The 23,575-nt window shown below is 74.3% G+C and carries 15 protein-coding genes; 10 read left to right on the top strand and 5 right to left on the bottom strand.

Going from position 1 to position 23,575, the window contains the following annotated elements:
- Positions 1–35 precede the first annotated feature (35 nt).
- Complete coding sequence (locus tag AC0VX6_RS21240; RefSeq protein ID WP_274974334.1) at positions 36–2,282, bottom strand: serine/threonine-protein kinase; 2,247 nt, start codon at positions 2,280–2,282, stop codon at positions 36–38.
- A 298-nt stretch (positions 2,283–2,580) separates the two neighbouring features.
- Here AC0VX6_RS21240 and AC0VX6_RS21235 point away from each other — a divergent pair, with 298 nt between their 5' ends.
- On the top strand, positions 2,581–2,871 hold the full coding sequence (locus AC0VX6_RS21235) for a DUF6504 family protein (RefSeq protein ID WP_013154448.1): 291 nt from the start codon (positions 2,581–2,583) through the stop codon (positions 2,869–2,871).
- A 130-nt stretch (positions 2,872–3,001) separates the two neighbouring features.
- On the opposite strand, the gene AC0VX6_RS21230 is transcribed toward AC0VX6_RS21235, so the two are convergent.
- Together AC0VX6_RS21230 and AC0VX6_RS21225 are read right to left on the bottom strand one after the other, a co-directional pair.
- Positions 3,002–3,577, bottom strand: a complete 576-nt coding sequence (locus AC0VX6_RS21230; protein ID WP_274974333.1) for a GNAT family N-acetyltransferase — start codon at positions 3,575–3,577, stop codon at positions 3,002–3,004.
- Between the two features lie 172 nt (positions 3,578–3,749).
- Positions 3,750–4,865, bottom strand: coding sequence for a peptidoglycan recognition protein family protein (locus AC0VX6_RS21225; protein ID WP_475465758.1), 1,116 nt, complete (start codon positions 4,863–4,865; stop codon positions 3,750–3,752).
- Positions 4,866–5,067: 202 nt separating this feature from the next.
- Between AC0VX6_RS21225 and cobC the strand changes: the two genes are divergently transcribed.
- From cobC to AC0VX6_RS21180, 9 genes are all read left to right on the top strand, one after another.
- Positions 5,068–6,093, top strand: coding sequence for an Rv2231c family pyridoxal phosphate-dependent protein CobC (gene cobC / locus AC0VX6_RS21220; RefSeq protein WP_475465756.1), 1,026 nt, complete (start codon positions 5,068–5,070; stop codon positions 6,091–6,093).
- Positions 6,094–6,379: 286 nt separating this feature from the next.
- The gene (cobT, locus tag AC0VX6_RS21215; RefSeq protein WP_475465754.1) at positions 6,380–9,292 is read left to right on the top strand and encodes a nicotinate-nucleotide--dimethylbenzimidazole phosphoribosyltransferase; all 2,913 of its coding nucleotides are present in this window, start codon (positions 6,380–6,382) and stop codon (positions 9,290–9,292) included.
- 214 nt (positions 9,293–9,506) lie between these two features.
- Complete coding sequence (gene cobA, locus AC0VX6_RS21210; protein ID WP_475465752.1) at positions 9,507–10,787, top strand: uroporphyrinogen-III C-methyltransferase; 1,281 nt, start codon at positions 9,507–9,509, stop codon at positions 10,785–10,787.
- A gap of 70 nt (positions 10,788–10,857) precedes the next feature.
- Positions 10,858–12,753 carry a dynamin family protein gene (locus AC0VX6_RS21205; RefSeq protein WP_475465750.1) on the top strand — a complete coding sequence of 632 codons (1,896 nt, stop codon included), beginning with the start codon at positions 10,858–10,860 and terminating at the stop codon, positions 12,751–12,753.
- Entirely contained in the window at positions 12,750–15,158 is a 2,409-nt protein-coding gene (locus AC0VX6_RS21200; RefSeq protein WP_475465748.1) for a GTPase, read from the top strand. The genes AC0VX6_RS21205 and AC0VX6_RS21200 overlap by 4 nt, the downstream gene beginning before the upstream one ends.
- A gap of 561 nt (positions 15,159–15,719) precedes the next feature.
- The gene (locus AC0VX6_RS21195) at positions 15,720–17,096 is read left to right on the top strand and encodes a GGDEF domain-containing protein (protein ID WP_274974326.1); all 1,377 of its coding nucleotides are present in this window, start codon (positions 15,720–15,722) and stop codon (positions 17,094–17,096) included.
- Between the two features lie 85 nt (positions 17,097–17,181).
- Positions 17,182–18,408, top strand: a complete 1,227-nt coding sequence (locus AC0VX6_RS21190) for a DUF4192 domain-containing protein (protein WP_475465746.1) — start codon at positions 17,182–17,184, stop codon at positions 18,406–18,408.
- 111 nt (positions 18,409–18,519) lie between these two features.
- Positions 18,520–20,184: an energy-dependent translational throttle protein EttA gene (ettA, locus tag AC0VX6_RS21185; protein WP_274974324.1), complete on the top strand. Its 1,665-nt coding sequence runs from the start codon at positions 18,520–18,522 to the stop codon at positions 20,182–20,184.
- A gap of 133 nt (positions 20,185–20,317) precedes the next feature.
- Positions 20,318–20,839, top strand: a complete 522-nt coding sequence (locus tag AC0VX6_RS21180; protein WP_475465743.1) for a globin — start codon at positions 20,318–20,320, stop codon at positions 20,837–20,839.
- 49 nt (positions 20,840–20,888) lie between these two features.
- Here the strand turns inward: AC0VX6_RS21180 and AC0VX6_RS21175 are convergent, their stop codons facing one another.
- Together AC0VX6_RS21175 and AC0VX6_RS21170 are read right to left on the bottom strand one after the other, a co-directional pair.
- Positions 20,889–21,332, bottom strand: a complete 444-nt coding sequence (locus AC0VX6_RS21175) for an acyl-CoA thioesterase (protein ID WP_274974322.1) — start codon at positions 21,330–21,332, stop codon at positions 20,889–20,891.
- 137 nt (positions 21,333–21,469) lie between these two features.
- The gene (locus AC0VX6_RS21170) at positions 21,470–23,563 is read right to left on the bottom strand and encodes a prolyl oligopeptidase family serine peptidase (protein WP_274974321.1); all 2,094 of its coding nucleotides are present in this window, start codon (positions 23,561–23,563) and stop codon (positions 21,470–21,472) included.
- Positions 23,564–23,575: the final 12 nt, after the last annotated feature.

Raw genomic sequence — 23,575 nt, 5'->3', positions numbered from 1 at the left:
TCAGCCCGGAGCCCGAACCGGCCACGGCGGCCCGCTCACTCCGACCGGCCCTCCTCCAGGATCCGGTGCAGCGAGAAGTCGGTGAAGAACGCCGAGAACGGCTGGTTGCTCGGCCCCTGCCGGGCCACGATGCCGACCCTGCGGCGGTCCTGCGGTTCCTCGGCGTCCTGGGGGAGGGGGTTGTCGTCCACGGTGGTCAGGACGTGCTCCTCGTTGACCCACATGGACAGCTCCATGGTGTCCTCGGCCTCGTCGAAGCGGCAGGAGAGCGTGACGGTGTTGGTGGGGATGTTCTCGTGGTCGAAGCCGAAGGGGTTCCCGGCGTCGATGCCGTACTCCTCGCGCGACGACTCGTCGTAGACCGGGTAGGGCACGTAGCCGGGCACGTCGGTGGCCTCCGCGAGAACGCTGTCGCCCTCGGTCTCGCTCATCCGGCGGACCGACGCGCCCTGGCCGTCGTGGCGCAGCAGGGCCTCGTACTGGCTGCGGCCGTCCTCACCGTCGTTGTCCCAGCAGCGCAGGCCGAACATGGACTGCTCGGGGCCGGTGACCGCGTACACGCCGCTGCTCACCAGGACGTCGGCGGGCAGTTCCTGCTCCTGCTCCAGTTCCACCACCTCACCGCGGCTGGGCTGGGTGTCGGGCTCCACCGTGAGCACGACGCCCTCCTGCTCGGCCCAGTAGCCGTCGGACTCCTCGTACGCGTAGGTGTTGCTGACCCAGCCGGGGTCGGAGCTGAAGTCGGGATTGTGGATGGAGACGGTGTTCTCCGGGATCCCCGGGCCGTCGTTGAGCAGGACCGCCGCGCCCACGGCGGCCACCAGGACGACCGCGCCCGCGGCCGCGCCGATCACCACCAGCCGCCTGCGCTTGCGCGGTGCGCCGCCGGACGGTCCAGCGGGGCTGCCCGGTGGGCCCGGAGCACCGGGGCCGCCGGGACCGGAGTAGGCGTTGAAGGCGTGTTGGCCCTGGGCCGGGGACGGGTGACCGCCGTGCGCCTGGTGCGCCGGGGGGACCTGGCCGCCGGAGTGGGCGTAGTGGCCGGGAACCTGCTGGCCGTGGACCTGAGGCTGGCCCTGGGGCGGGTGGCCGCCGTACCCCGCGCCCTGCTGGGGGCCCGGGGGCTGGAGGCCCGGGTTGCCGTGCCGCTGTTCCAGGTGGGGCGGCTGTACCGGGTGCTGGACGTGCGTGGGCTGCGCGTACGGGTTGTACTGCGTGGCCTGCGCCTGGAGGGGCTGGCCGCCGTCCGGGAGCGCGGCGCCCTGCTGCGGTCCGCTGTCCGGGGGCTGGCCCTCCGCCTGCTGGGGTCCGCTCGGCGCCTGGTGCGCCGCGGGCCCGCTCTCCCGCACCCCGACCCCGGTGTCCCGCGGCGGCCGCCCCGGGACCGGGGAGCTGCTCGGCGGGGCCCACGAGGTGCTGATCGTGCGCTCCACCTCGGACTCCTGCGGGTCCTCCTGGCCGGTGAGCCGGGCCAGGAGCTGCTTGGAGGTGGGCCGGTTGGCCGGGTCCTTGTCCAGTGCGGCGTTGACCAGGTCGTACATGTCCGGGTCCAGGCCGTCCAGGCGCGGCGGCGCCGAGGAGATGTTGTGCAGGACGGCGGGGACCGTGGCGGCGTCGAAGGGGGCGGTGCCGGTTCCGGCGAAGGCCACCAGGCAGCCCCACGCGAAGATATCGGCGGCCGCGGTGGCCCGCTCGCCCAGGATCAGCTCCGGGGCCATGTACGAGGGGGTGCCCATGAGCTGGCTGGAGCGGGTGACCGCGTCCGCGGCCTCGTCCAGGGCGCGGGCGATGCCGAAGTCGATGACCTTCGGGCCGACCGTGGAGAGCAGCACGTTCGCCGGTTTGAGGTCGCGGTGGACGACCCCGGACCCGTGGATGGCGGTGAGCGCCGCGGCCACGCCCATGGCCAGGCCCTCCAGGGTGCCGCCCGCCATCGAGCCGTCCGCGCGGACCGCCTCGTCCAGGTTCGGGCCCGGGACGTACTCCGAGACGATGAAGAGGGGATCGCCCTCCAGCCGGGCGTCGATCACCCCCGCGGTGGAGAAGCGGGCCACGCGGCGCGCGGCCTCGACCTCGCGCGCGAAGCGCAGCCGGAAGGACTCGTCGTCGGCCAGGTCGGGGTGGATGAGTTTGACTGCGACGGACCGGTCGGAGGCGTCCCTGGCGAGGTAGACGGTGCCCATGCCGCCCCGGCCGAGACGGCTCACGATGCGGTAACCGTCGAGTTCGCGCGGATCCCCCACGCGCAGGGGTTTGCCGCTCTGCTGCCCGTTCGACGTCACAGTTGGGGGTCCCTCATGAATCGTGGAGTTCGCGCTCACAGCGTACAGATGCCGACACGCCGACGCGCTCTGGACTGACTCGCCCCCCGGTCCCCGCGGACGCGGGCCCGGACCCGGGGCGGGGTGTTCGTGAGCGGCGCGGACGCGCCGTGTCAGTCGTGGGGATGCCCCTCGCGCCCGAACGGTTCCCCGGAGGCACCGGTTTTCGCTAGGATTAGAACACACGTTCGAACACCTGGCCGCGTCTTCCCCACGGGTGGGTGTCCCGGTGGCGTGTGCCGGGACTGACAGGAGGCGGATGATGCTGAGGGGAAGTGTCGTGGGACGCTACTACGGGGCGGAGGTGACCGTCGTCGAGGACGAGGGGCGCCCGGCCCGGTTCGTGTGGAACGGCAGGGTGTACGGAGTGCGCAGGATCCTCGAACACTGGGTCACGCTGCGCATGGACTGGACACCGGCGCGTGAGTCCCAGGCGCCCGAGCGCAGGCACTGGCGGGTGGAGGCGGGCACGGCCCAGTCCCAGGGGGTGTACGAACTGCGCCACGACACGGCCACCGGAAGGTGGCTGCTCTCCCGCGTGTGGGGGTGAGGACGCGCCCGGCGCGTCCTCGTCCGCTCCGCGACCGCGGTCCGTACGGCCCCGCCCGCCCGGTACGACCCGTGCGGGCGGGACGCCGCCCGGTGCGGTCGGCAAGCCCGGTGCGGACGGGGCGCACGCGTCAGTCCAGGTCGCCGGGGAGCAGGCTGTACACCGCCAGGTCGGCGCGGCCCTCGTGCAGCGGCATCGCGCTGCGTTCGACGCCCTCCAGGCTGAACCCCGACCGCTCCGCGACCCGGCGCGAACCGGTGTTGCCGGTGGCGGCCTTGATCTCCACCCGCCGGAAGCCCTGTTCCAGCGCCCAGCGGGAGACGGCCACGGCGGCCTCCGTCGCGTACCCGCGGCCGCGTCCCCACGGTGAAACCCAGTAGCCGACCTCGGTGTTCATGGCCGCCCACACGACACGCACCAGGCCCACCGAGCCCACGAGCCGTTTGGTCTCCTTCTCGACCATGGCCCACTGCTGTCCCTCGCCGCAGGTGCGCAGGGCGGGGGCCACCTCACGGCACCACCGCTCGGCCTCCTCCCGGGTGTAGGGCACCCCGGGCAGGGGGAGGGGGAGCCAGCGCTGGAGTTCGGCGTCGGTGCAGGACGCGTGCACGTCGTCGACGTCGCCCTCGACGAACGCGCGCAGCCGCAGGCGCTCGGTCTCCAGGATCACTGACGGCAGTATCGGTCTGTCTTGCGTGGTGGTCACGCCTCTCCCCTCGGGTCGGAGTGCGCTCACGATACGCGCCGGACCCGAGCGCGGCACCCGGATTCTTCCGCGGGTGCCCGAGACAGGGCGGTACCGCCCCGACCAGGAGGCGCCCGTCGGCGCGGCCGCGGACCCCGTGCGGTCCGCGGTTCCGGCGGGCGCCCCCGTCCGCCTATGCCAGGCCCGCGATGACGCGCTGGCGGACCGCGCTGTCGAACACCTCGGAGAAGGCGTTGCCCGGGCACTCGGTCTCCAGCCAGTCGCGGTGCCGGGAGATCGCGTCGCCCGGCGTGACCACGCCCGTGCCCGGGTTGACGTACTCGATCCGCCCGGCCGGGTCCACGCCGGTCACCGCGCACAGCACGCGCAGCACGTCGACCAGGGAGTCCTGCGCTGCCTGCGTGGGCAGCTCGTCGGTGAAGTCCCCGAGCAGGCACACGCCCACGTTGCCCTGGTTGAACCCGTAGGCGTGCCCGGCGGTCACCGACTCGGCCCGCCCCGGCCGCGGGACCCCGGAGAAGACCGGCACACCGTCCCCGCCCGAGTGGCGGCCCTCGTAGACCACCCCGTCGGGGTCGATGAGCACGTGGTAGCCAATGTCCCCCCACGCCTGCTGCACCGCGTGCAGGTAGTACACCGCCCGCACGTCCGCCGCGTGGTCGTCGCCGGTCGGCATCGCGGTGTGGTGCACGGTCAGCGCCTGCACGGGGTGGAACTCCGCCGCCCACAGGTCGTTGCCGAGGTCGTCGAAACGCCAGGACTCGTCGGCGCCCCAGCCCGCGCGGGTGCGGAACGGGACGTTGGTCCGGCCGCGCGTCACGCCGGAGGCCTCCGCGGACAGCGACGCCTGTGCGGGGCCGCCGAAGCGCAGCACCTCGCCGTCGTGCAGGTTCACGGCCGCGCTCTCCCCCCTCGAACGCACCTCGTAACCGGTGGCGCCCTCGGGAGCGCGCACCAGCGCGGCCGCGACCGGGTCCCGGTCGTCGCGGCCCCCGGTGTGCAGGTGCACCGGGTTCCACGAGCCCAGGCCGTCGGCGGTCTCGAAGCGGACCGCCGCGTCGGTCTCCCCGGGGTCGCCGGTGACGGCCACCATGTCGAAGCGCAGGTCGGGGCGGACGAGTCCGTGTGAGGCGGAGGGCTCCGCCAGGACGCGGGGGACCGTGCGGTCGCCGCCGCCACTGCCGCCGCCGGTGTCGGCCAGGGCGGGGCGGGCGGAGGGGAGCGCGGTGCCCAGCGCGGTCAGTCCCGCGGCGGCGGTGGCACCGGCCAGGAGGGTACGCCTTCGCATCGTGTGTCCGTTCTCTCGGATCGGGCGGGGGAGGGCCCGGGGGTGGGAACCCGGACACCCTGGCACAGGACCGTGAGCCGCGCCACCAACGGCACGTCCGAATGTGTGGCCAAGGCGCCCCCCGTTCACCGGAAGGGCTGGTGATGGCGTATGGTGCGATGTTTTTCCTGTGAAGAAAGGAACACACGGGGTGGGGGAGTACATGGACGCGGGACACGACCTGCGCCACCACGGTGACGCCGAGGTCGGCGGCGGACTGCTCGACCTGGCTGTCAACGTGCGGGGCCGGACACCGCCCGCCTGGCTGGGGCGGCTCCTCGCCGACTCGCTGACCGGCCTGGGCGCCTACCCCGACCCCTCCCGGGCGCGGGAGGCGGTCGCCCGGCGCCACGGACGGGGGACGGGCGAGGTCCTGCTCACCGCCGGGGCGGCCGAGGCCTTCGTCCTCCTGGCGCGGGTCCTGAACCCCCGGCGGGCGGTCGTCGTGCACCCCCAGTTCACCGAGCCCGAGGCCGCCCTGCGCGCCGCCGGGCACGCCGTGGACCGGGTGCTGCTGGAACCGGACTTCACGCTCGACCCCGGACTGGTCCCCGAGGACGCCGACCTGGTCGTGGTGGGCAACCCGACCAACCCGACCTCCGTGCTCCACCCCGGGCCCGTCCTGGCCGGGCTGGCCCGACCCGGGCGCGTGCTGGTCGTGGACGAGGCCTTCGCCGACTGCGTTCCCGGCGAACCGGAGTCGCTGGCCTCGCGCGGAGACCTGCCGGGCCTGGTGGTGGTGCGCAGCCTCACCAAGACCTGGTCCCTCGCCGGGCTGCGCGCCGGGTACCTGCTCGCCGAACCCGGTCTGGTGGCCGAACTCGCCGCGGCCCAGCCCCTGTGGTCGGTGTCCACGCCCGCCCTGGTCGCGGTGGAGGCGTGCTGCAGGCCGCAGGCCCTCGCCGAGGCCGACGCCTGGGCGGCGTCCCTGGCCGCGCACCGCGACGACCTCGCCGAGGGCCTGCGGAACCTGGGCCTGCGGGTGGTCCCGGGAGCGCGGGCCTCGTTCCTGCTGGTCGCGGACCCGGAGGCGGACCGCTTGCGGGCCCGCCTGCGGGAACGGGGGGTCGCCGTGCGGCGCGGCGACACCTTTCCCGGCCTCGGACCGGAGTGGTTCCGGGTGGCTGTCCGTGAGCCCGCGGTCCACCGGGTCCTGACGCAGGCGCTGGGGGAACTGCTCGCCCGGTGAGGCGGCTCCGCGGCCGGGGCCGCCCCCCGGAACCGACCCGGGCCCGCGGGGTTCCCGACCCCGGCCGGGTTTCTCGCGCCTGGCCTGTTCGCGGAGCCAGCGCGCGCCCGCGCGGTCTCTGGCACAGTTGGTGATGACTCGGGACCTTCGGCGGCCGGACCGGTACCGGCCGCCCCGAGTCCGCGGTACCCGTGCGGGCGGCGCGGAAGCGGCGGACTACGCTTACCGGTCTGTGCCGGACGAGGCGGAGACGGGCCCGCCACAACACCTCTTGCGTGGAGCGATCATGACCAGAGACGACCGCGAGGACGCCCGGCGCGGCGAGGACGGCGGAGCCGAGCCGCCCCGCTGGAAGGGCGGCGGGTCCTCCTCGGGAGCCGGTTCCCGCCTCGGCGGCCTGTTCGACGGGCTCCCCGAGAGCGGGCGCGGCGCCCGGGCCCGGCCCCCGCGCGGTTCCTCGGGCCCGGCCAACCCGTTCCGGCAGCGGCCCCGGCCCCCCGCACCGGCCGACCCCGCGCCACGGGTCCCCTCCGCGCCGGTCTCGCCCTACGGCGCGCTTCCCCTGGACATCCCCCCGGCCCCGCGCCCGGAGGCCGAGCGCTCGGCGGACGCCCCCGCGGCGGACGCGCCGCCGACCGGATCGCCGCACCGGCCCGACGTCATCCCCCCGCGCGCCGGCGAGCACGCCACCGCGACCGAGGCGGCCGACCCGGGATCCGGGCCGAGACCGGTCCCCGAGAGCCACGAGCGGACCGCGCCCTCCGCCGAGGCAGAACCTCCGGCCGAACCCGGTGGTCCGGCCGGGCAGGAGACCCCCGTCGAGCCGCGGCCCCCCGCCGAACCGGAGCTCTCGACGGCGCTCGCGGACGCGGCGGAACTCGCGAGGTCGGCGGTGCTCGCCAAGGCGGCGCGCCCGCTGGGAAAGGCGCCCGCGCCTCCGGCCGCACCCGCGCACGGCACGACCACCGCGCGGACCGCCGCACCCGCCCGCCCGACCACGCCCGGCCGCCCGGGCGTACCCGCCCGTCCCGCGGCGTCCGCCCACCCGGCCGCCCCCGCGTACCCGCCGGTGCCCCCGCGCCCTGCCGAACCCGTGCCCACCGAGGAGTCCGCGCGCCCCCAGGCGTCCGCGCACCCCGCCGCGCCCCCGAACACCGGGGCGCCCCCCGGACCGGCCGCTCCCATCGGACCGGCGGTACCCGCACACCAGGCCGCGCACCCCGCACGGACCGTCCGCCCGACCGGGACCACCGCCGACCAGGAGGAGGCGGGGTCCGGCGGGGCCGGAGCACCGACCACAGAACACGGACGCGCGGACCAGCCCTCCGCGACCACCGAGCCGGAGCAGAGCATGCACGCACACGAACCAGCCGCGCCCCTGCCGAGGCCCACCGGGCCTCCCGTCCAGCTCGCTCCCGAGCCGGTGGCCGCGCCCGCCGCCCCGGCCCCCGAGCGGGCCGGCGACGGCTCCGTCCACGCCTACGGCGAGGCCGAGCGCGCCGCCGTCTACCGGGCCATCCGCGAACGCCGCGACGTCCGGACGGGCTTTCGGCCCGACCCCGTGCCCCACGACGTGCTCACCCGCGTCCTGGAGGCCGCCCACCAGGCACCCAGCGTCGGCGACTCCCAGCCATGGGACTTCCTGGTCATCCAGGACCCCGGCCTGCGCGCCCGTGTGGGCGACCTCGCCGCGGCCGAGCGCGAGGACCACGCCCACGCGCCGCCGGGCGTCCGCGCCCGCGCCTTCGCCGGGCTCAAGGCCGAGGCGGTCCTCGACGCGCCCCTGAACATCGCCGTCACCGTCGACCCCGCACGGGGAGGACACCACGCCCGGGGCCGCCACGCCCGCCCCCTGAGCGCCGACCACGCCGCGGCGCTCGCCGTGGAGAACCTCTGGATCGCCGCGCGCGCCGAGGGCCTGGGCGTCGGCTGGCTCACCTTCGTCGACGAGCGCGACGTCGCCCGCGCCCTCGAACTCCCCGCCCACCTGGACCTGGCCGCCTACCTGTGCGTCGGCTACGTGGAGGAGTTCCCCGCCGAGTCCGAGCTCACCCTCTCCGGCTGGGCCGGGGAGCGTCCCCTGTCCTGGGCGGTGCACCACGACCGCTACGGCCGCCGCGGTCTGCCCGGCCAGAGCCCCACGAGCCTGCTGGAGGAGACCATCACCGCCGTCGGAGCCCTGGACACACGCGCGATGGAGGAGGCCAGGGACCGTCAGGACCGGATGACCAAGCCGCTCGGCTCCCTCGGCTTCCTGGAGGAGGTCTCGGTCCAGCTGGCCGGGATCTTCGGACAGTGCCCGCCGCCGATCCCCGACCCGGCCGCCGTCGCCGTGTTCGCGGGCGACCACGGCGTGCACGCCCAGGGGGTGACCCACTGGCCCCAGGAGGTCACTGCCCAGATGGTGCACAACTTCCTGGAGGGCGGCGCCGTCGTCAACGCCTTCGCCGCCCAGGTCGGTGCCGAGGTCACCGTCGTGGACGTCGGCGTGGCCGCGGACCTGCCCGGCGCCCCCGGCCTGCTGGCCCGCAAGGTCGCGCACGGCACCGCCGATCTCACCCAGGGGCCCGCGCTCACCCGCGAGCAGGCCCTCCAGGCCCTGGAATGCGGCATCGAGGTCGCCCGCGACCTGGTCTCCGCGGGCAACCGCTGCCTGATCACCGGCGACATGGGCATCGCCAACACCACCCCGGCCGCCGCCCTGGTGTGCGCCTTCACCGGAGCCGACCCCGCACACGCCACCGGGAGGGGCACCGGCGTGGACGACGCCGTCTACGCCCACAAGGTCGACGTGGTGCGCCGCGCCCTGGCCGCGAACCCCGTCGACCCGGCCGACCCCATCGGCACCCTGGCCGCCCTGGGCGGCCTGGAGCACGCCGCCCTGGCGGGGTTCGTGCTCGGCGGCGCCGCCCTGCGCGTTCCGGTGCTGCTGGACGGGGTCATCGCCGGATCGGCCGCCCTGGCCGCCGCCGCGATCTCCCCGGACGCCCTCAGCGCCTGCTTCGCCGGGCACCGCTCCAGCGAGCCCGGGCACAGCCTGGCCCTGGAGCACCTGGGCCTGCGCCCCCTGGTCGACCTGGAGATGCGCCTGGGCGAGGGCTCCGGAGCGCTGCTGGCGCTGCCGCTGCTCCAGAGCGCGGCGCGCGTCCTGCGCGACGTCGCCACCTTCGACGACGCGGGCGTCTCCACGGCCTCCTGACCTGGAGCGGCCCACCGTCCCCGCTCGCACCGACCCCCGGTGCGGGCGGGCTCACACCCCCGGTGCGGCACCCGTTTACACCCGCGTAATACCTCTTTGACAAGGTACTTTTGGAGCAATCGCCGAACTATCGCCGGCGGCTGGCGGTCCTCCTCCGCCAGCACCCCGCCGTCGTCGCCGGGGACCGGCACGGACGACCGAAGGGGCGCGACACATGACCTATCTCCTTGGTTTGCGCATGCGGGGACGCGACGTCCTCGTCGTCGGAGGGGGCAGGGTCGCCCAGCGGCGCGTCCCCGTGCTCATCGACGCGGGCGCCCGCGTCACCCTGGTCTCCCCCGAGGCCTCGGCGGCCCTGGAGGACCTCGCCTCGGCCGGACGCCTCACCTGGCACCGGCGCCCCTACGCCCCCGGCGACGTCGCGGGTCCGGACGCCCCCGCCCACTGGCTCGTGCACGCCGCCACCGACGACCCCGCGGTCAACGCCGCCGTCGCCGAGGAGGCCGAGAACGCCCGCGTGTGGTGCGTGCGCGCCGACGACCGCCACGCCTCCTCCGCCTGGACCCCCGCCAGCGGCAGCGCGGCCGGGGTCACCGTGGGCGTCGTCGCCTCCGGGGACCCCCGCCGCTCGGCCGGACTGCGCGACGCCGTCGTCGACGGCCTCGCCGACGGCACCCTCGACGCCCGCCGCGGACGCGAGCGCCTGCGCGGCGTCGCCCTCGTGGGAGGCGGCCCCGGCGACCCCGGCCTGATCACGGTGCGGGGACAGCAGCTCCTCTCCCAGGCCGACGTGGTGGTGGTCGACCGGCTCGCCCCCACCTCCCTCCTGGACCGCCTGCCCGCCGACGTCGAGATCGTCGACGCCGCCAAGATCCCCTACGGCCGCTCCATGACGCAGGAGGACATCAACGCGACCCTGGTCGACCGCGCCGGACGCGGGAAGTTCGTGGTGCGCCTCAAGGGCGGCGACTCCTTCCTCTTCGGCCGCGGCGGCGAGGAGGCCGCCGCCTGCGCCGCAGCGGGGATCCCCGTCATCGCCGTGCCCGGTGTGACCAGCGCGCTCGCCGCCCCGGCCAGCGCGGGCATCCCCGCCACCCACCGCGGCGTGGCCCAGGACCTGCACATCGTCTCCGCGCACGTTCCCCCCGGCGACGAGCGCTCCACGGTCGACTGGGCCGGACTGGCCCGCGCGGGCGGTACCGTCGTCGTCCTCATGGGGGTGGAGCGGATCGAGGCGATCGCCGAGGCCCTCGTCTCCCACGGCAGATCCGCCGACACCCCCGCGGCGGTGGTACAGGAGGCCACGCTGCCGGGTCAGCGGACCGTCACGGGTACGCTGGCCACCATCGCCGCCGCGGCCCGATCGGCCGGAGTGCGGCCCCCCGCGGTACTGATCATCGGAGAAGTGGTCAAAACAGCGCGGGATCTTGACATACTGCACACAGGAAACCAGTTCGAGACCCGTCGACTGGCGACCGGGCGCGATCTCCAGTGAGACCTCCGCCCGCGGCGTACGTCGCTCCGCGGCGGGGACCGTCAGCACCGATGAGGAGGGCACACCGATCATGACCCGGCCGTCGGCCGCACCGGGGACCAACGGTCCCGGCGCTCCGGACCGGTTCGGAACCGGACCGGCCGCCACCTCCGAACAGCCCGCCCAGGGCTCCGCACCCGCGCGCGAGGCCGACAGCGCGGCCGTCGGCGCCCGACGGGGGCCCACCGTGCCGCTCGCCGCCGGACCGGCCAAGCACCGCGCCCCCCAACCCGAAGAGAACCACTTCGAACAGGTCCTGGAAGCACTGCGCAAGCACATCCGGGACCTGGAGTTCGCCGAGGGCCTGCCCAGTGACGAGGAGGGCCGCGCACTCCAGGCGGACGTGCTCGCCCAGCTCTCCGACTACGTCCTGCCCCGGGTCCGCCGCCCCGACATCCCGCTGCTGATCGCGGTCGCCGGATCCACCGGAGCGGGCAAGTCCACCCTGGTCAACAGCCTGGTCGGCGAACAGGTCACCACCACGGGCGTGCGCCGCCCCACCACCAACAGCCCCGTCCTGGCCTGCAACCCCGCCGACGTCGACTGGTTCAGCGAGGCCTCCTTCATCCCCTCCCTGCCGCGCGTGCGCCAGCAGGGCCTGGCCATGCCGGGCAAGGACGGCATGCTCGTGCTCGCCGCCACCGAGGCCATGCCCCCGGGCGTGGCCCTGCTCGACACCCCCGACGTCGACTCCGCCGTCGCCGCGCACCACGAGTTCGCGGCCAAGTTCCTCGACGCCGCCGACCTGTGGGTGTTCGTCACCACCAGCAGCCGCTACGCCGACGCGCGCGTGTGGGAGTTCCTCCAGGTCGCCCGCGACCGCGACACCTCCCTGGCCGTCGTGCTCTCCCGGGTGCCGCGCAGGGGCAGGCGCCAGCTCCTGGACCACTTCGGCGCGATGCTGGAGGCCAACGGGCTGGGCGCGGCCGCCCGGTTCGCCATCCCCGAGACCGACCAGATCCGGGGCGAGCGCTTCACCTCCAACGTCGCCGACCACATCCGCGACTACCTGGCGGAGGTCGCGGGCGAGGCCGAGCAACGCGACCGCGTCTCACGGCGCACCTTCATCGGCGTCATCGACAGCTTCCGGACGCGGGTGCCCGAACTGGCCCGCCAGGTGGAGACGCAGATCGAGACCGGGCGCACCCTCACCGCCGCCGTCGACGACTCCTACGCCGCCGCCCGTGACCGCGTCGACGCCAGCCTGGCCGACGGCTCCCTGCTGCGCGGATCGCTGCTCGCCCGCTGGCAGGAGGTCGCGGCCGGGGGAGAGCTCACCAGGAGCCTGCGCCCGCGCGGCAGGCGCACGCGCAGGGGCGGCCGCGCCGAACAGGCCGAGCGCGGCCAGCGGGTCGGCGCCCTGGAACGCGCCGTCCGCGACGGCCTGGAGGCCCTGGTGGTCTCCTCCTGTGAACGCGCCTCCGACGAGGTCGAGCGCAGGTGGCGCGAGGTCCCCGGCGGCGGCGACCTCGCCACCAAGGCCCTCAACCAGCCCGGCACCGGCCTGCTCTCACAGCAGATCCGCCAGGAGATCGCCGAGTGGCAGCGCGGCGTCGTCGAGATGACCACCGCCAGCGGCGCCACCAAGCGCTCCGTGGCGCGGTTCGTCACCTTCGACCACGACGTCGTCGCCCTGGTCCTGATCATCGACCTGCTCGGTTACGAGCGGTCCCGCTCCGGAGGCGGCGCCCACGCGGCCGAGGCCTCCGGCCCTTCCCCGCAGCGCCTGCTCAAGGGGCTGTTCGGCGCCCAGTCACTGCGCAGCATCGGCGCAGCGGCACGGGACGACCTGCGCCAGCGCGTCCAGGGACTGCTCGACAGCGAGCGCGTGCCCTTCGACAGCGCCCTGGCGTCTGCCGCCATCCCGTCCGAGGACACCGCCGTCCAGCTCTACCAGGCCACGTACAACCTTGAGATTGCACGATGACGACTCAATGGAACCCCGCGCAGGCGTACGGGGAGCCCGGTGCGCACGGTCGCGCCGAGGGCGAGGACCGCGAGAACGGACGGAGCGCGCCCGGCGCCGGTGACGACGGGCGCCCCGGTGGCGACGCGGCGTCCGGGCCCTGGCGCGGGTACACCGTGCCGGTCCCCGAGCACCCCGACCACGCCGTGTCCGAGGCGGGCTCCGAGGACCCCGCCTACGACGGCATCGCGGCATACCCCGACCCCTCGGGCGCCGGAGCCCCGCACCGGGGCGTCCAGAGCGGCCAGGGCGCCCCCCGCGGCGCGGACGCGGAGCCGGAGGACCCGGCACCGCCCCCCGCCGCGCAGCGGCGCTCTGGACGCCACGCGCGGTCCCTCGCGGACCCGGAGCGCGAGGGGGACCGCCGCCCCGACGAGGACCGCCACGAGGACCCCGACGGGCTCGCCGGATGGGTCGGCAGCCTCGCCGAGGCGGCCGACGACACCCGGATCGCCGGGCGCGCCACCGGCGCCTTCCCGGTCGTGGGCCAGCAGCCGGGGGACCGGGACGAGGACCGGGCGCCGCACCGCGCCCGGGAGGCCTCCCCGGACCAGGGCGGGCACGAGGCCTCCGAGGAGCCCGCGCCGGCCGGACCCGACGCCGCGGAGGGGCCCGAACCGCTGCCCCGCCGCGTCCCCGGCCCCTCCGCGGTCTCCGGGGCCTTCCGCGCCGTGGGCGCCGACACCGCCGCCGACGCGGAGGAGGACGAGGAGTACCGTCCCACCACCCACGACACCTGGCACTCCGCCCGCTCCACCACCCGGGCCGAGCTGATCGAGCGCCTGGACGCGCTGTCCACCCTCACCGAGCTGGGCCGCGACGACCTGCCGCAGGAACTCGTCGCCCGGTCCACCCAACTGCTCGACCACGCCGGGGCACGGCTGCGGCTGTCGGGCGACCACACCGTGGTCGCCCTGGCGGGCGGCACCGGCAGCGGCAAGTCCTCGCTGTTCAACGCCCTGTGCGGGCTCCAGCTGTCGCAGACCGGCGTCACCAGGCCCACTACCTCCAAGGCGCACGCCTGCGTGTGGGGCCACGAGGGGGCCGACGCCCTCCTGGGCTGGCTGGGCGTCCCGACCCGCTACCGCCACTCGCGCACCAGCGTCCTGGACACGGGCAGCTCCGAGCTGACCGGCCTGGTCCTGCTCGACCTGCCCGACCACGACTCGGTCCGCAGCATGCACACCGCCGAGGCCGACCGCCTCATCGGCTCGGTCGACCTGCTGGTGTGGGTGCTCGACCCCCAGAAGTACGCCGACGCCGCGGTGCACCACCGCTACCTGGCCCAGATGGCCGGGCACGGCGCGGTCACCGTCGCCGTCCTCAACCAGGTCGACAAGGTCGAGCCCGACGAGCTGGAGGAACTGCTCACCGACCTGCGCCGCCTGCTGGAGACGGAGTCGGGGGTGCACCCGCGCGTGATCACCACGTCCACTCTCACCGGCCAGGGCATCCGCGACCTGCACGAGTTCCTCGCCGAGACGGTGGGCGAGCGGCGCGCGCTGGTGGACCGGCTGGCCGCCGACCTGGACCAGGTGGTCGAGCCCTTCGGCGAGTTCCACGGCGAGGGCGCGGTGCCCGAGGCGGTCCCGGACCAGGTGCGCGCCCGCGTCCAGGAGGGGCTGGCCAACGCGGCCGGTGTGGCGGCGGTCGCCGACGTCACCGAGACCAACGACGTCCGGCGCGGCAGACGCCAGGTCGGCTGGCCGGTGGCCCGCCGCTCGCTGCGGCTGGGCAAGGACCCGCTCGCCGCGGTCCAGTTGGACTTCCTGCGCCGTGACAGCGGGAGCGGTGTGGGCGGCCCGGTGGACGCGCACGAGGCCGAACTGGAGACCGCGCTGGGCGAGGCCGCCGACAGCGTCTCGGAGGGCATGCCCCCGCTGTGGCGCCGCCGCATGCGCGCCGTGGCCCGCGGCGCCGTTCCCGAGCTGCCCGCCGAACTGGGGCAGGCCGTGGCCGGAGCGGTCGGCGATCCCGACCGGAGCCCGTCGTGGTGGAAGGTCGCCCGCGCGGCCCAGTACGCGCTGCTCGCGGTCGCGGGCCTGGGTCTGGCCTGGGCCGTGGTGACCCTGTCGAGCTGGCTGGGCGGCGGCATCACCGGCCTGGCGGTGTTCGACGACCCGGTGTTCGCCGCCTACTCCGGCGTCCTGGTGGTCGCGGCCCTGCTGGTGGGGTGGCTGACCGGTGTGGGCTGCGGCAACCTGGTCGAGGTGGCCGCGGTCCAGCGCCGCGAGGACGTGGAGCGCACGGCCTCCGCCCGGGTCCGGGAGATCACCGGACTGCGCGTGGTGGAGCCGCTGGAGGCCGAACTGGCAAGGTACCGGGCGTTCCGGGCGGCCTACGAGGTGGCCAGTACGGCGGACTGACCCCGGGGCCGGACGGGCGCTGACGCCCGGGCCGGAGCCCCACCGCGTTTCCGAGGCCGGGGACGGGCGGCACCGCGCCGCCCGTCCCCGGTGATCTTCACTCAGCTGTAACGGGTTCTAGACCCAGACAGTGCCGTTGTACATGTGTGCTCCTTGTAGTGAGTGCCGTGGGAGCCCGGGTGTTCGGGGTGTCAGGCGGTCGACACGCCGTGCCACACAGTGGCTACCGTGGAGGGTCCCTACGGCAGGATGCCCTAGATCACCGCTGAGCCCAACCCCGTGAAAACCGGGTGCCCCGGCCGCAAGCCCGTTACCCACGGCGATCACACAATCAGCAATTAAGTTATTACCCAACGTAATGTAAAGTGGAGCGTGTCGCGGGACTGGCGAGCCGCACCGTCGTCGGGCCCCGACGCCCCGTTGTCGTAACCGACTGGCACCGTAAGGGAACGCGCGGCGAAACAACCCCGTCGAAGGGAGAACCGTGGGAGGCGGTGGACCCATCAGAGGCGGGTGTAGGAGTCGGACGGTGGAGAGCGATGTGAGGAGGGAGGCGCAACGGTGAGCATCTCTGAGAAGCCGATCGCGCCGGCCGGGCGTCCCGAGGACGAACGTCCGCGCTGGCCGATCCTCCAGCAGCCCCGCGGGCTGGTCGTCTACATGGCGCTGCTCGTGTCCGCGACGCTGTTCCTGTTCGGAGGCGCGGTGGCGCTGACCGCCCCCGCGGTGATGGACGCGGTCACCCTGGTCGCGCTGCTGGCGGGCGCCGTGCTCTGCGTGGAGGCGGGCCGCCGCCTCGGCACGCCGGCCGGGATCAACCGGGACTTCCTGGGGGCCTGGTGGTTCCCGGCGGTCCTCCTGCTGCCGCCGCTGTACGCGCTGATCCTGCCGGTGCCCGTCTTCCTGATGCTCCAGTACCGCACGCGCCGGGCGCTGCTCCACCGGCGGGTGTTCAACGCCGCCTCCATCGCCCTGTCCGGGTTCCTGGCCTCGGTGACCTGGCACTCGATCTGGGGCGGCGGCCTCGTCGACGGGCTCGGCGGCACCCCCGGCGCGCACGAGTACCTGACCACGGGCCCCGGCGTGCTCGTCGCCGTGCTGTGCTGCACGGGTTTCACCGTCCTCAACAACCTGCTCGTCGCGGTTGCCGCGCGGATCAGCAGCGGCCCCGGGCACACCCTGCGGCCCATGTGGGACCGCGAGGCCCTCATCGTGGACGCCGTCGAGTTATGTGTCGGCGTCACCGTCGCCATCCTCGCCCACCTGTCGCTGTTCCTGCTGTTCATCGCGGTCCCCCCGGTGCTGCTCCTCCAGCGCAGCCTGATGTACCAGCAACTCCAGATGGCCGCGCGGACCGATCCCAAGACCGGCCTGCTCAACGCCCCCACCTGGGAGCAGGAGGCGTCGGTGGAGATCGCCAGGGCCCGCTCCGCGCGGGGCAGGGCGGCGGTGCTGATCATCGACATCGACCACTTCAAGAGGGTCAACGACAACCACGGGCACCTGTTCGGAGACCAGGTGCTGCTGGGCGTCGCCACCACCATCGCCCAGCAGCTGCGCCAGTCCGACCTGCTCGGCCGGTTCGGCGGAGAGGAGTTCGTGGTACTGCTGCCGGGCTCCGACACCGCCGAGGCCTGGCGGGCCGCCGAGCGCCTGCGCTCGCAGGTGGGGCGCATGGAGATCGCGGTGGACGACGTGCCGGTGTCCATCACCATCTCGATCGGCGCGGCCGTCATCGGCGACCACGGCAACGACCTGGTGGAGCTGCTCACCGCGGCCGACCTCGCGCTCTACCGGGCCAAGGAGACCGGACGCAACCGTGTGTGCCTGCCCGCCGGGCGCCCCGGGAGCGGCGGCAAGATCCCGGGGCCCCGGGGAGGGGAGATCTCCGGTCACAAGGAGCACACGGACCCCACCGAGCACACCGAACTTCCCTGACCTGCGGCTTCGTGGTCTGACGGAGTTGTCCACAACGCCGAGAAGGACGTTGCGCCCGAACCGTCTGATCACGCACCGTGAAGGTATGCACTCTGACCAGCCGCACCACTCCCTCGGCCCCTCCGACCCCAGGCGCCCCCTCGACTCCGCACCGGACCCCGACCGTCCCGCCCAGTCCGACCGTCCGACCCCGCCCGGGCGCTCCCAGGGCGGCGGCGCTCCCGTCCCCCCGCCCCGGAGCCCCGGCGGGCCGGGGCGGACCGGCCCCGCCGCCGCGGCGGGCGCCGCCCTCACCCTCACCAACCCGACCGACATCATCGCGACCCTGCCCTACCTGGTGGGGACGCCGCCCGATCCGGGGATCGTGGTCCTCGCCGTGCGCGACAAGGGCGTGCACTCGGCGTTCTGCGGCGACCTGGACCGCCTGGCCGCCGCCGGCGACCCGCTGGAGCGCGCGGTCGTCCCCGTGGACATGGCCGCCGCGGAGGGCTGCACCTCCCTGGTGGTCGTGGCCTACGGGCCGCCCGAACGGGTCACGCCCCACGTCGACAGGATCCTGTCCGCCGCCCGGAGCCGCGGCCTGGCCGTCGTCGACGCCCTGCGGGTCACCGGCGGCCGCTACTGGTCCTACACCTGTGCCAGGGCCGACTGCTGTCCGGTGGAGGGGACGGTGGTCAACGTGGACAGCTCCACCGTCCCGGCCAGCGCGGTCCTGCACGGGATCGTCCCGGTCCAGCCGCTCTCGGAGGTCACGGCCGAGATCGAGCGGGTGCGGGAGGTGCTGCGGCCCGTGCACGGCCCCGAACGCGCCGCGATGGACGCGGTCGCCGGAGAGGTGCGGGCGCGCGCCCGGCGGCTCCTGGAGCAGGGGATGCGGGGCTCGCTCACCGACCGCGGCCTGAGCGCCGTGCTCGCGGCGGTGCGGGCCGAACGGGAGGGCCGGGGCGTCACCGACCAGGAGGAACTGGCCTGGCTGGGGGTCTACCTCGGCGAGATCCGGGTGCGCGACGAGGCGTGGGCGCGCATCACCGCAGAGGCGGCCCCCGCCCACCAGGAACTGTGGGCCCGGGTCACCCGCCACCTGCCCCGGCACCAGCGGGCGGCACCCGCCTCCCTGCTGGCGGTCGCGGCCTGGCAGCGCGGGGACGAGCCCCTGGCCGCCGCGGCGCTGGAGGTGGCCCTGGACGCCGACCCCGGCTACTCCATGGCGGTGCTGATGAGCCGGGCCCTGGCCTGGGGGCTGCCCGTGGAGCGCTGGCGGGAGTTCACGCCCCGCTGGCTGCGGGCGAGGAGCAAGCGGCCGCGGGAGTGAGGGGCGCGGCCTCCGCGGGGCGGGTCCGGGCCGCGACCGCCGCCCGGAACCGGCTCCCGCGGGCCCGAACCATGGCGGGGGCATTGGCCGCGACACCCTAGGCTTGGACTCATGCCGGAGTACATCTACACCATGAACAACGTGCGCAAGGCGCACGGCGACAAGGTCGTCCTGGACAACGTTTCGGGGTCGTTCCTGCCCGGAGCCAAGATCGGCGTCGTGGGCCCCAACGGTGCGGGTAAGTCGACGCTTCTGAAGATCATGGCCGGCATCGAGCAGCCGTCCAACGGCGAGGCGAGGCTCATGCCCGGTTTCACCGTCGGTCTGCTCGCGCAGGAACCCCACCTCGACCCGGACAAGACCGTCCTGGAGAACGTCGAGGACGGCGTCGCCGAGACCAAGGCGATGCTGACCCGCTTCAACGAGATCGCCGAGCAGATGGCGACGGACTACTCCGACGACCTGCTGGAGGAGATGGGCAAGCTCCAGGAGCAGCTCGACCACCGGGGCGCCTGGGACCTGGACAGCCAGCTGGAGCAGGCGATGGACGCGCTGCGCTGCCCGCCCGGCGACGCCTCCGTCACCCAGCTCTCCGGTGGCGAGAAGCGCCGCGTGGCCCTGTGCAAGCTCCTCCTGGAGCAGCCCGACCTGCTGCTGCTCGACGAGCCCACCAACCACCTGGACGCCGAGAGCGTGAACTGGCTGGAGCAGCACCTGGCCAAGTATCCGGGCACCATCATCGCGATCACACACGACAGGTACTTCCTGGACCACGTCGCCACGTGGATCCTGGAGCTGGACCGGGGCCAGTTCTACCCCTACGAGGGCAACTACAGCGTCTACCTGGAGACCAAGCAGGCCCGCCTGAAGGTCGAGGGGCAAAAGGACGCCAAGAAGGCCAAGCGGCTCAAGGACGAGCTGGAGTGGGTCCGCTCCAACGCCAAGGCCCGCCAGACCAAGAGCAAGGCCCGCCTCCAGCGCTACGAGGAGATGGCCGCCGAGGCCGACAAGACCCGCAAGCTGGACTTCGAGGAGATCCAGATCCCGCCGGGCCCGCGTCTGGGCAACACCGTGGTCGAGGTCAAGAACCTCACCAAGGGCTTCGACGACCGCGTGCTCATCGAGGACCTGAGCTTCTCGCTGCCGCCCAACGGCATCGTCGGCGTCATCGGCCCCAACGGCGTCGGCAAGACGACGCTGTTCAAGATGATCGTCGGTGAGGAGACCCCCGACCAGGGCAGGATCAACGTCGGCGAGACCGTCGAGATCTCCTACGTCGACCAGTACCGCGGCCGCATCGACGACACCAAGAACGTCTGGGAGACCATCTCCGACGGCGAGACCTTCATCGAGGTCGGCAAGGTCGAGATCCCCAGCCGCGCCTACGTCGCCGCGTTCGGCTTCAAGGGCTCCGACCAGCAGAAGCCGTCCGGGGTGCTCTCCGGCGGTGAGCGCAACCGCGTGAACCTGGCCCTCACCCTCAAGCAGGGCGGCAACCTCCTGCTCCTGGACGAGCCCACCAACGACCTGGACGTGGAGACCCTCGGCTCGCTGGAGAACGCGCTGCTGGACTTCCCCGGCTGCGCCGTGATCACCTCCCACGACCGCTGGTTCCTCGACCGTGTCGCCACGCACATCCTGGCGTGGGAGGGCGACGCCAACTGGTACTGGTTCGAGGGCAACTTCGAGTCCTACGAGAAGAACAAGGTGGAGCGCCTGGGCGCCGACGCCGCGCGCCCACACGCGGTCACCCACCGCAAGCTCACCCGCGACTGACCGGCCGGGGCCGAGCGCCCCGCGCCGAGCGGTTCCCAGGGCCCGCGGCCGGATCCCCGATCCGGCCGCGGGCCCCCGTGCTCTCCGCCCGGACGACTCGTCCGGGCCGGGGCGGTCGCATACCCTGGTGGCGATGACTTCCGCGCGCGATTCCCAGCAGAGCGCGGGCGAAAAGCCCGTGCAGATGACGTTCTACGAGGCCGTGGGCGGTGAGGAGACCTTCACCCGCCTGGTCCGCCGCTTCTACGAGGGGGTGGCCGACGACCCCGTGCTGCGGCCCATGTACCCCGAGGAGGACCTCGGCCCAGCCGAGGAGCGCCTGCGCCTGTTCCTCATCCAGTACTGGGGCGGCCCCCGCACCTACAACGAGCAGCGGGGCCACCCACGGCTGCGCATGCGGCACGTGCCGTTCCGCATCGGCACCTCCGAGCGCGACCTGTGGCTCGCGCACATGCGTGCCGCGGTGGACTCCCTGGAGCTGCACGAGGCCCTGGATCGTCAGCTCTGGGAGTACATGGTGATGGCCGCGCACAGCATGGTCAACGTGCCCGAGGAGACCACCGCCCCCGAGGTCGCCAACCCCACCCGGGTCTCGGTGTCGGCCAAGGGCGACGACGGGGACGACGGCGAGGCCGTCACCATCTCCCTCAAGTGACCCGGGGCGACACGGCCGCCGGGACCGGGCCGCCCGGTCCCCGCGGCGCTCAGGCGTAGTCGGCGAGGAAGGCGCGCTCGACCTCGTCGAGCCGCCGGGCGCGCTGCGTGGGCACGTCGAAGCCGACCAGCACCGTCCTGGCCCGCAGGTACACCGTGGTCTCGTCCCGGATCTCGTAGGCCAGCGTGAAGCTGGCGTTGCGCACCTCGGTCACCCACAGCTCCACGCGCACCGGCTCGGAGCGGGGCAGCAGCGGGGCCACGTAGTCCGCCTCCTGGCGGGCCACCACCATGGCGCCGAAGACCTCGTCGCCCTCGACGGCGCCGCCGTAGCGCAGGAAGGACACCCGGGCGTCCTCCAGGTAGGTCAGCATCCGCACGTTGTTGACGTGGTGCTGCGGGTCGAGGTCGGCGTAGCGGACCTGCGCGAGGTGCACGTGCCTGCGGGGCTCGGCCGTCCGGGTGTCGGCGGCTCCGCTCTCGGTCTGTGTCACGTCCGGATCCTCTCGCGCTGTTCTCCCGGGGGAGCGGTTCCTCCCGATTGTCTCAACGCCTGGCGGGGGAACGGGCGTCCCTCGGTGCCCGGCCCCTGTGTTGTTGCTCTCGCGGGGCGGACACCGGGGAGGGCGTCTCAGCCCACGCGGAGCCCCAGGTGGTGGGCGAGGAAGGCCAGCTGCTCGGAGTTGAGCGCCACGCTGCGGCTCACCGACCGCGAGCTGTGGCCCACCTCCGACTCCCGGCGCAGCAGGATCGGCCGCTCCTCGGGCGCGGCCGCCGTGGCGTGCTGCATCATCGCGCACAGCTTGCGCGCGTGCAGCGGGTCCACGCGGGTGTCGTTGTCGAACACGGTGAACAGCGTCGCCGGGTAGCGGGTGCCCTCGCGCACGTTGTGGTAGGGCGAGTAGCCCAGCAGCCACCCCAGCTGCTCGGGGTCGTCGGCGGTGCCGTACTCCACGTTCCACAGCTGGCCCAGTCCGAACCGCTCGTAGCGGACCATGTCCAGCAGCGGGGCCGAGCAGACCGCGGCGGTGAACAGGTCCGGCCGCTGCGTGACCATGGCCCCCACCAGCAGCCCGCCGTTGCTGCCGCCCATGACGGCCAGGTGCCCGAGGTCGGTCACCCCGGTGGCGACCAGGTGCTCGGCCGCCGCCGCGCAGTCGTCGAAGACGTTCTGCTTGTTCGCGAACATCCCCGCCCGGTGCCACTCCTCGCCCTCCTCCAGACCGCCGCGCAGGTTGGCGACGGCGTACACGCCGCCCGCGCGCACCCAGGCCAGCGCCACCGCCGAGTAGGCGGGCGTGAGGGAGATGCGAAAGCCCCCGTAGCCGTACAGGATGGTCGGCCGCGGCCCTTCGGCGGGAGCCTGGGGCGAGACCACCAGCATGCGCACGGCCGTGCCGTCGCGGGAGGTGTAGGTGACCTGCTCCACCCGCACGTCGGGCAGGTCGATGTCACCGGGGGCGTCGGCCCACGGCGACACCTCGCCCGAGAGCGCGTCGTAGCGGTACACCGACGAGGGGTGGGTGTTGTCGGTGTAGCCGAACCACGCCTCGTGCCCGCCCTCGGGGCGTTCGACCAGCCCGGCCACGGTGCCCAGGCCGGGCATGTCCAGCCCGCCCAGCGGCTCGCCGGTGGCCAGGTCGTGCCGGGTGATCTCGCTGACGGCGTGGCGGCTGCGCAGGACCAGCAGTTCGTGCCGCTCCATCCCGGGGCCGTCCAGGACCGCGTACCCCTCCAGCACCGCCTCGGGGTCCTCCGGGACCAGGGTGGTCCAGTTCCCGTAGCCGGGGTCGGCGGGGTCGGCCACGCACAGGCGTCCGCGCGGGGCGTCCCGGTCGGTGAACAGGTACAGGCGCCCGTCCCTGCCCACGTGCGGGTACAGGGAGGCGTCCACGCCCTCCTGGAAGGGGACCAGACGCGGCGCGTCCAGGTTCCCGTCGGACAGGTCGGCGATCCAGGCGTCGGTGGCCGCCGAGGTGCCGCGGTTGGCGAGCAGCACCAGCCAGCGCCCGTCCCGGCTCACGACCGGGGTGAAGTACTCGGTCTTGTCGCGGCCCTCACCGAAGACCAGGGTGTCCTGTTCGGCGGGGGTCCCCAGGCGGTGCAGGTAGACGCGGCGGTGGTAGCTCTCCTCGCCCTCGGGCACCTGGTCCCGGGGGAGCCGGCGCACGTAGTAGTAGGCGGAGGAGTCGGGCAGCCAGGCGATCGGGCTGTACCGGACCCGCTCGACGGGCCCGTCCACCAGGTCGCCGGAGGCCACGTCCACGACGCGCAGCACCGACTCCTCGTCGCCGCCCTCGGAGAGCTGGTAGGCCAGGAGCGCGCCGGAGTGGTCGGGTTTCCAGGCGTCCAGCGTGGTCAGACCCTGGGGGTCGAGCGCTCCGGGGTCCACCAGCACCCGCTCGGGGCCGTCGCCGTCCTGGACGTAGAGCACGCCGTGCTCCTGGTCGGCGGCGCGACGGACGAAGAAGCGGCGGTCGCCACGCCACACGGGCGCACCGACGCTTCCGGCGCCCAGCAGGGACCGCACCCGGTCGGCGAACCAGTCCCGTGTGGTGAACCGCGATGAGACCTCGGTGTACAGGGCGTCCTCCGCGGCAGCCCACTCCTTGGTCTGCGCCGAATCGCCGTCCTCCAACCACCGGTAGGGGTCACCGACCGTGTGGCCGTGCAGGTTCTCGATGATGTCCAGCCGTGCGGCCTGGGGGTAGCGGAGTTCACGCATACTTCGCACCCT

It is taken from the genome of Nocardiopsis sp. iso_25 (assembly GCF_056173305.1).
Note: the sequence above shows the minus strand (reverse complement) of the source record. Positions and strands in the feature narration are given on the sequence as shown.

What these genes read in the sequence shown, in the direction of transcription:
- AC0VX6_RS21190 (WP_475465746.1), top strand. Translation starts at nt 17,182, where the DNA reads ATGCACTCTGACCAGCCGCACCACTCCCTCGGCCCCTCCGACCCCAGG.
- cobC (WP_475465756.1), top strand. Translation starts at nt 5,068, where the DNA reads ATGGACGCGGGACACGACCTGCGCCACCACGGTGACGCCGAGGTCGGC.
- AC0VX6_RS21170 (WP_274974321.1), bottom strand. Translation starts at nt 23,563, where the DNA reads ATGCGTGAACTCCGCTACCCCCAGGCCGCACGGCTGGACATCATCGAG.
- AC0VX6_RS21180 (WP_475465743.1), top strand. Translation starts at nt 20,318, where the DNA reads ATGACTTCCGCGCGCGATTCCCAGCAGAGCGCGGGCGAAAAGCCCGTG.
- ettA (WP_274974324.1), top strand. Translation starts at nt 18,520, where the DNA reads ATGCCGGAGTACATCTACACCATGAACAACGTGCGCAAGGCGCACGGC.
- AC0VX6_RS21235 (WP_013154448.1), top strand. Translation starts at nt 2,581, where the DNA reads ATGATGCTGAGGGGAAGTGTCGTGGGACGCTACTACGGGGCGGAGGTG.
- AC0VX6_RS21225 (WP_475465758.1), bottom strand. Translation starts at nt 4,865, where the DNA reads ATGCGAAGGCGTACCCTCCTGGCCGGTGCCACCGCCGCCGCGGGACTG.
- cobT (WP_475465754.1), top strand. Translation starts at nt 6,380, where the DNA reads ATGACCAGAGACGACCGCGAGGACGCCCGGCGCGGCGAGGACGGCGGA.
- AC0VX6_RS21205 (WP_475465750.1), top strand. Translation starts at nt 10,858, where the DNA reads ATGACCCGGCCGTCGGCCGCACCGGGGACCAACGGTCCCGGCGCTCCG.
- AC0VX6_RS21200 (WP_475465748.1), top strand. Translation starts at nt 12,750, where the DNA reads ATGACGACTCAATGGAACCCCGCGCAGGCGTACGGGGAGCCCGGTGCG.
- cobA (WP_475465752.1), top strand. Translation starts at nt 9,507, where the DNA reads ATGACCTATCTCCTTGGTTTGCGCATGCGGGGACGCGACGTCCTCGTC.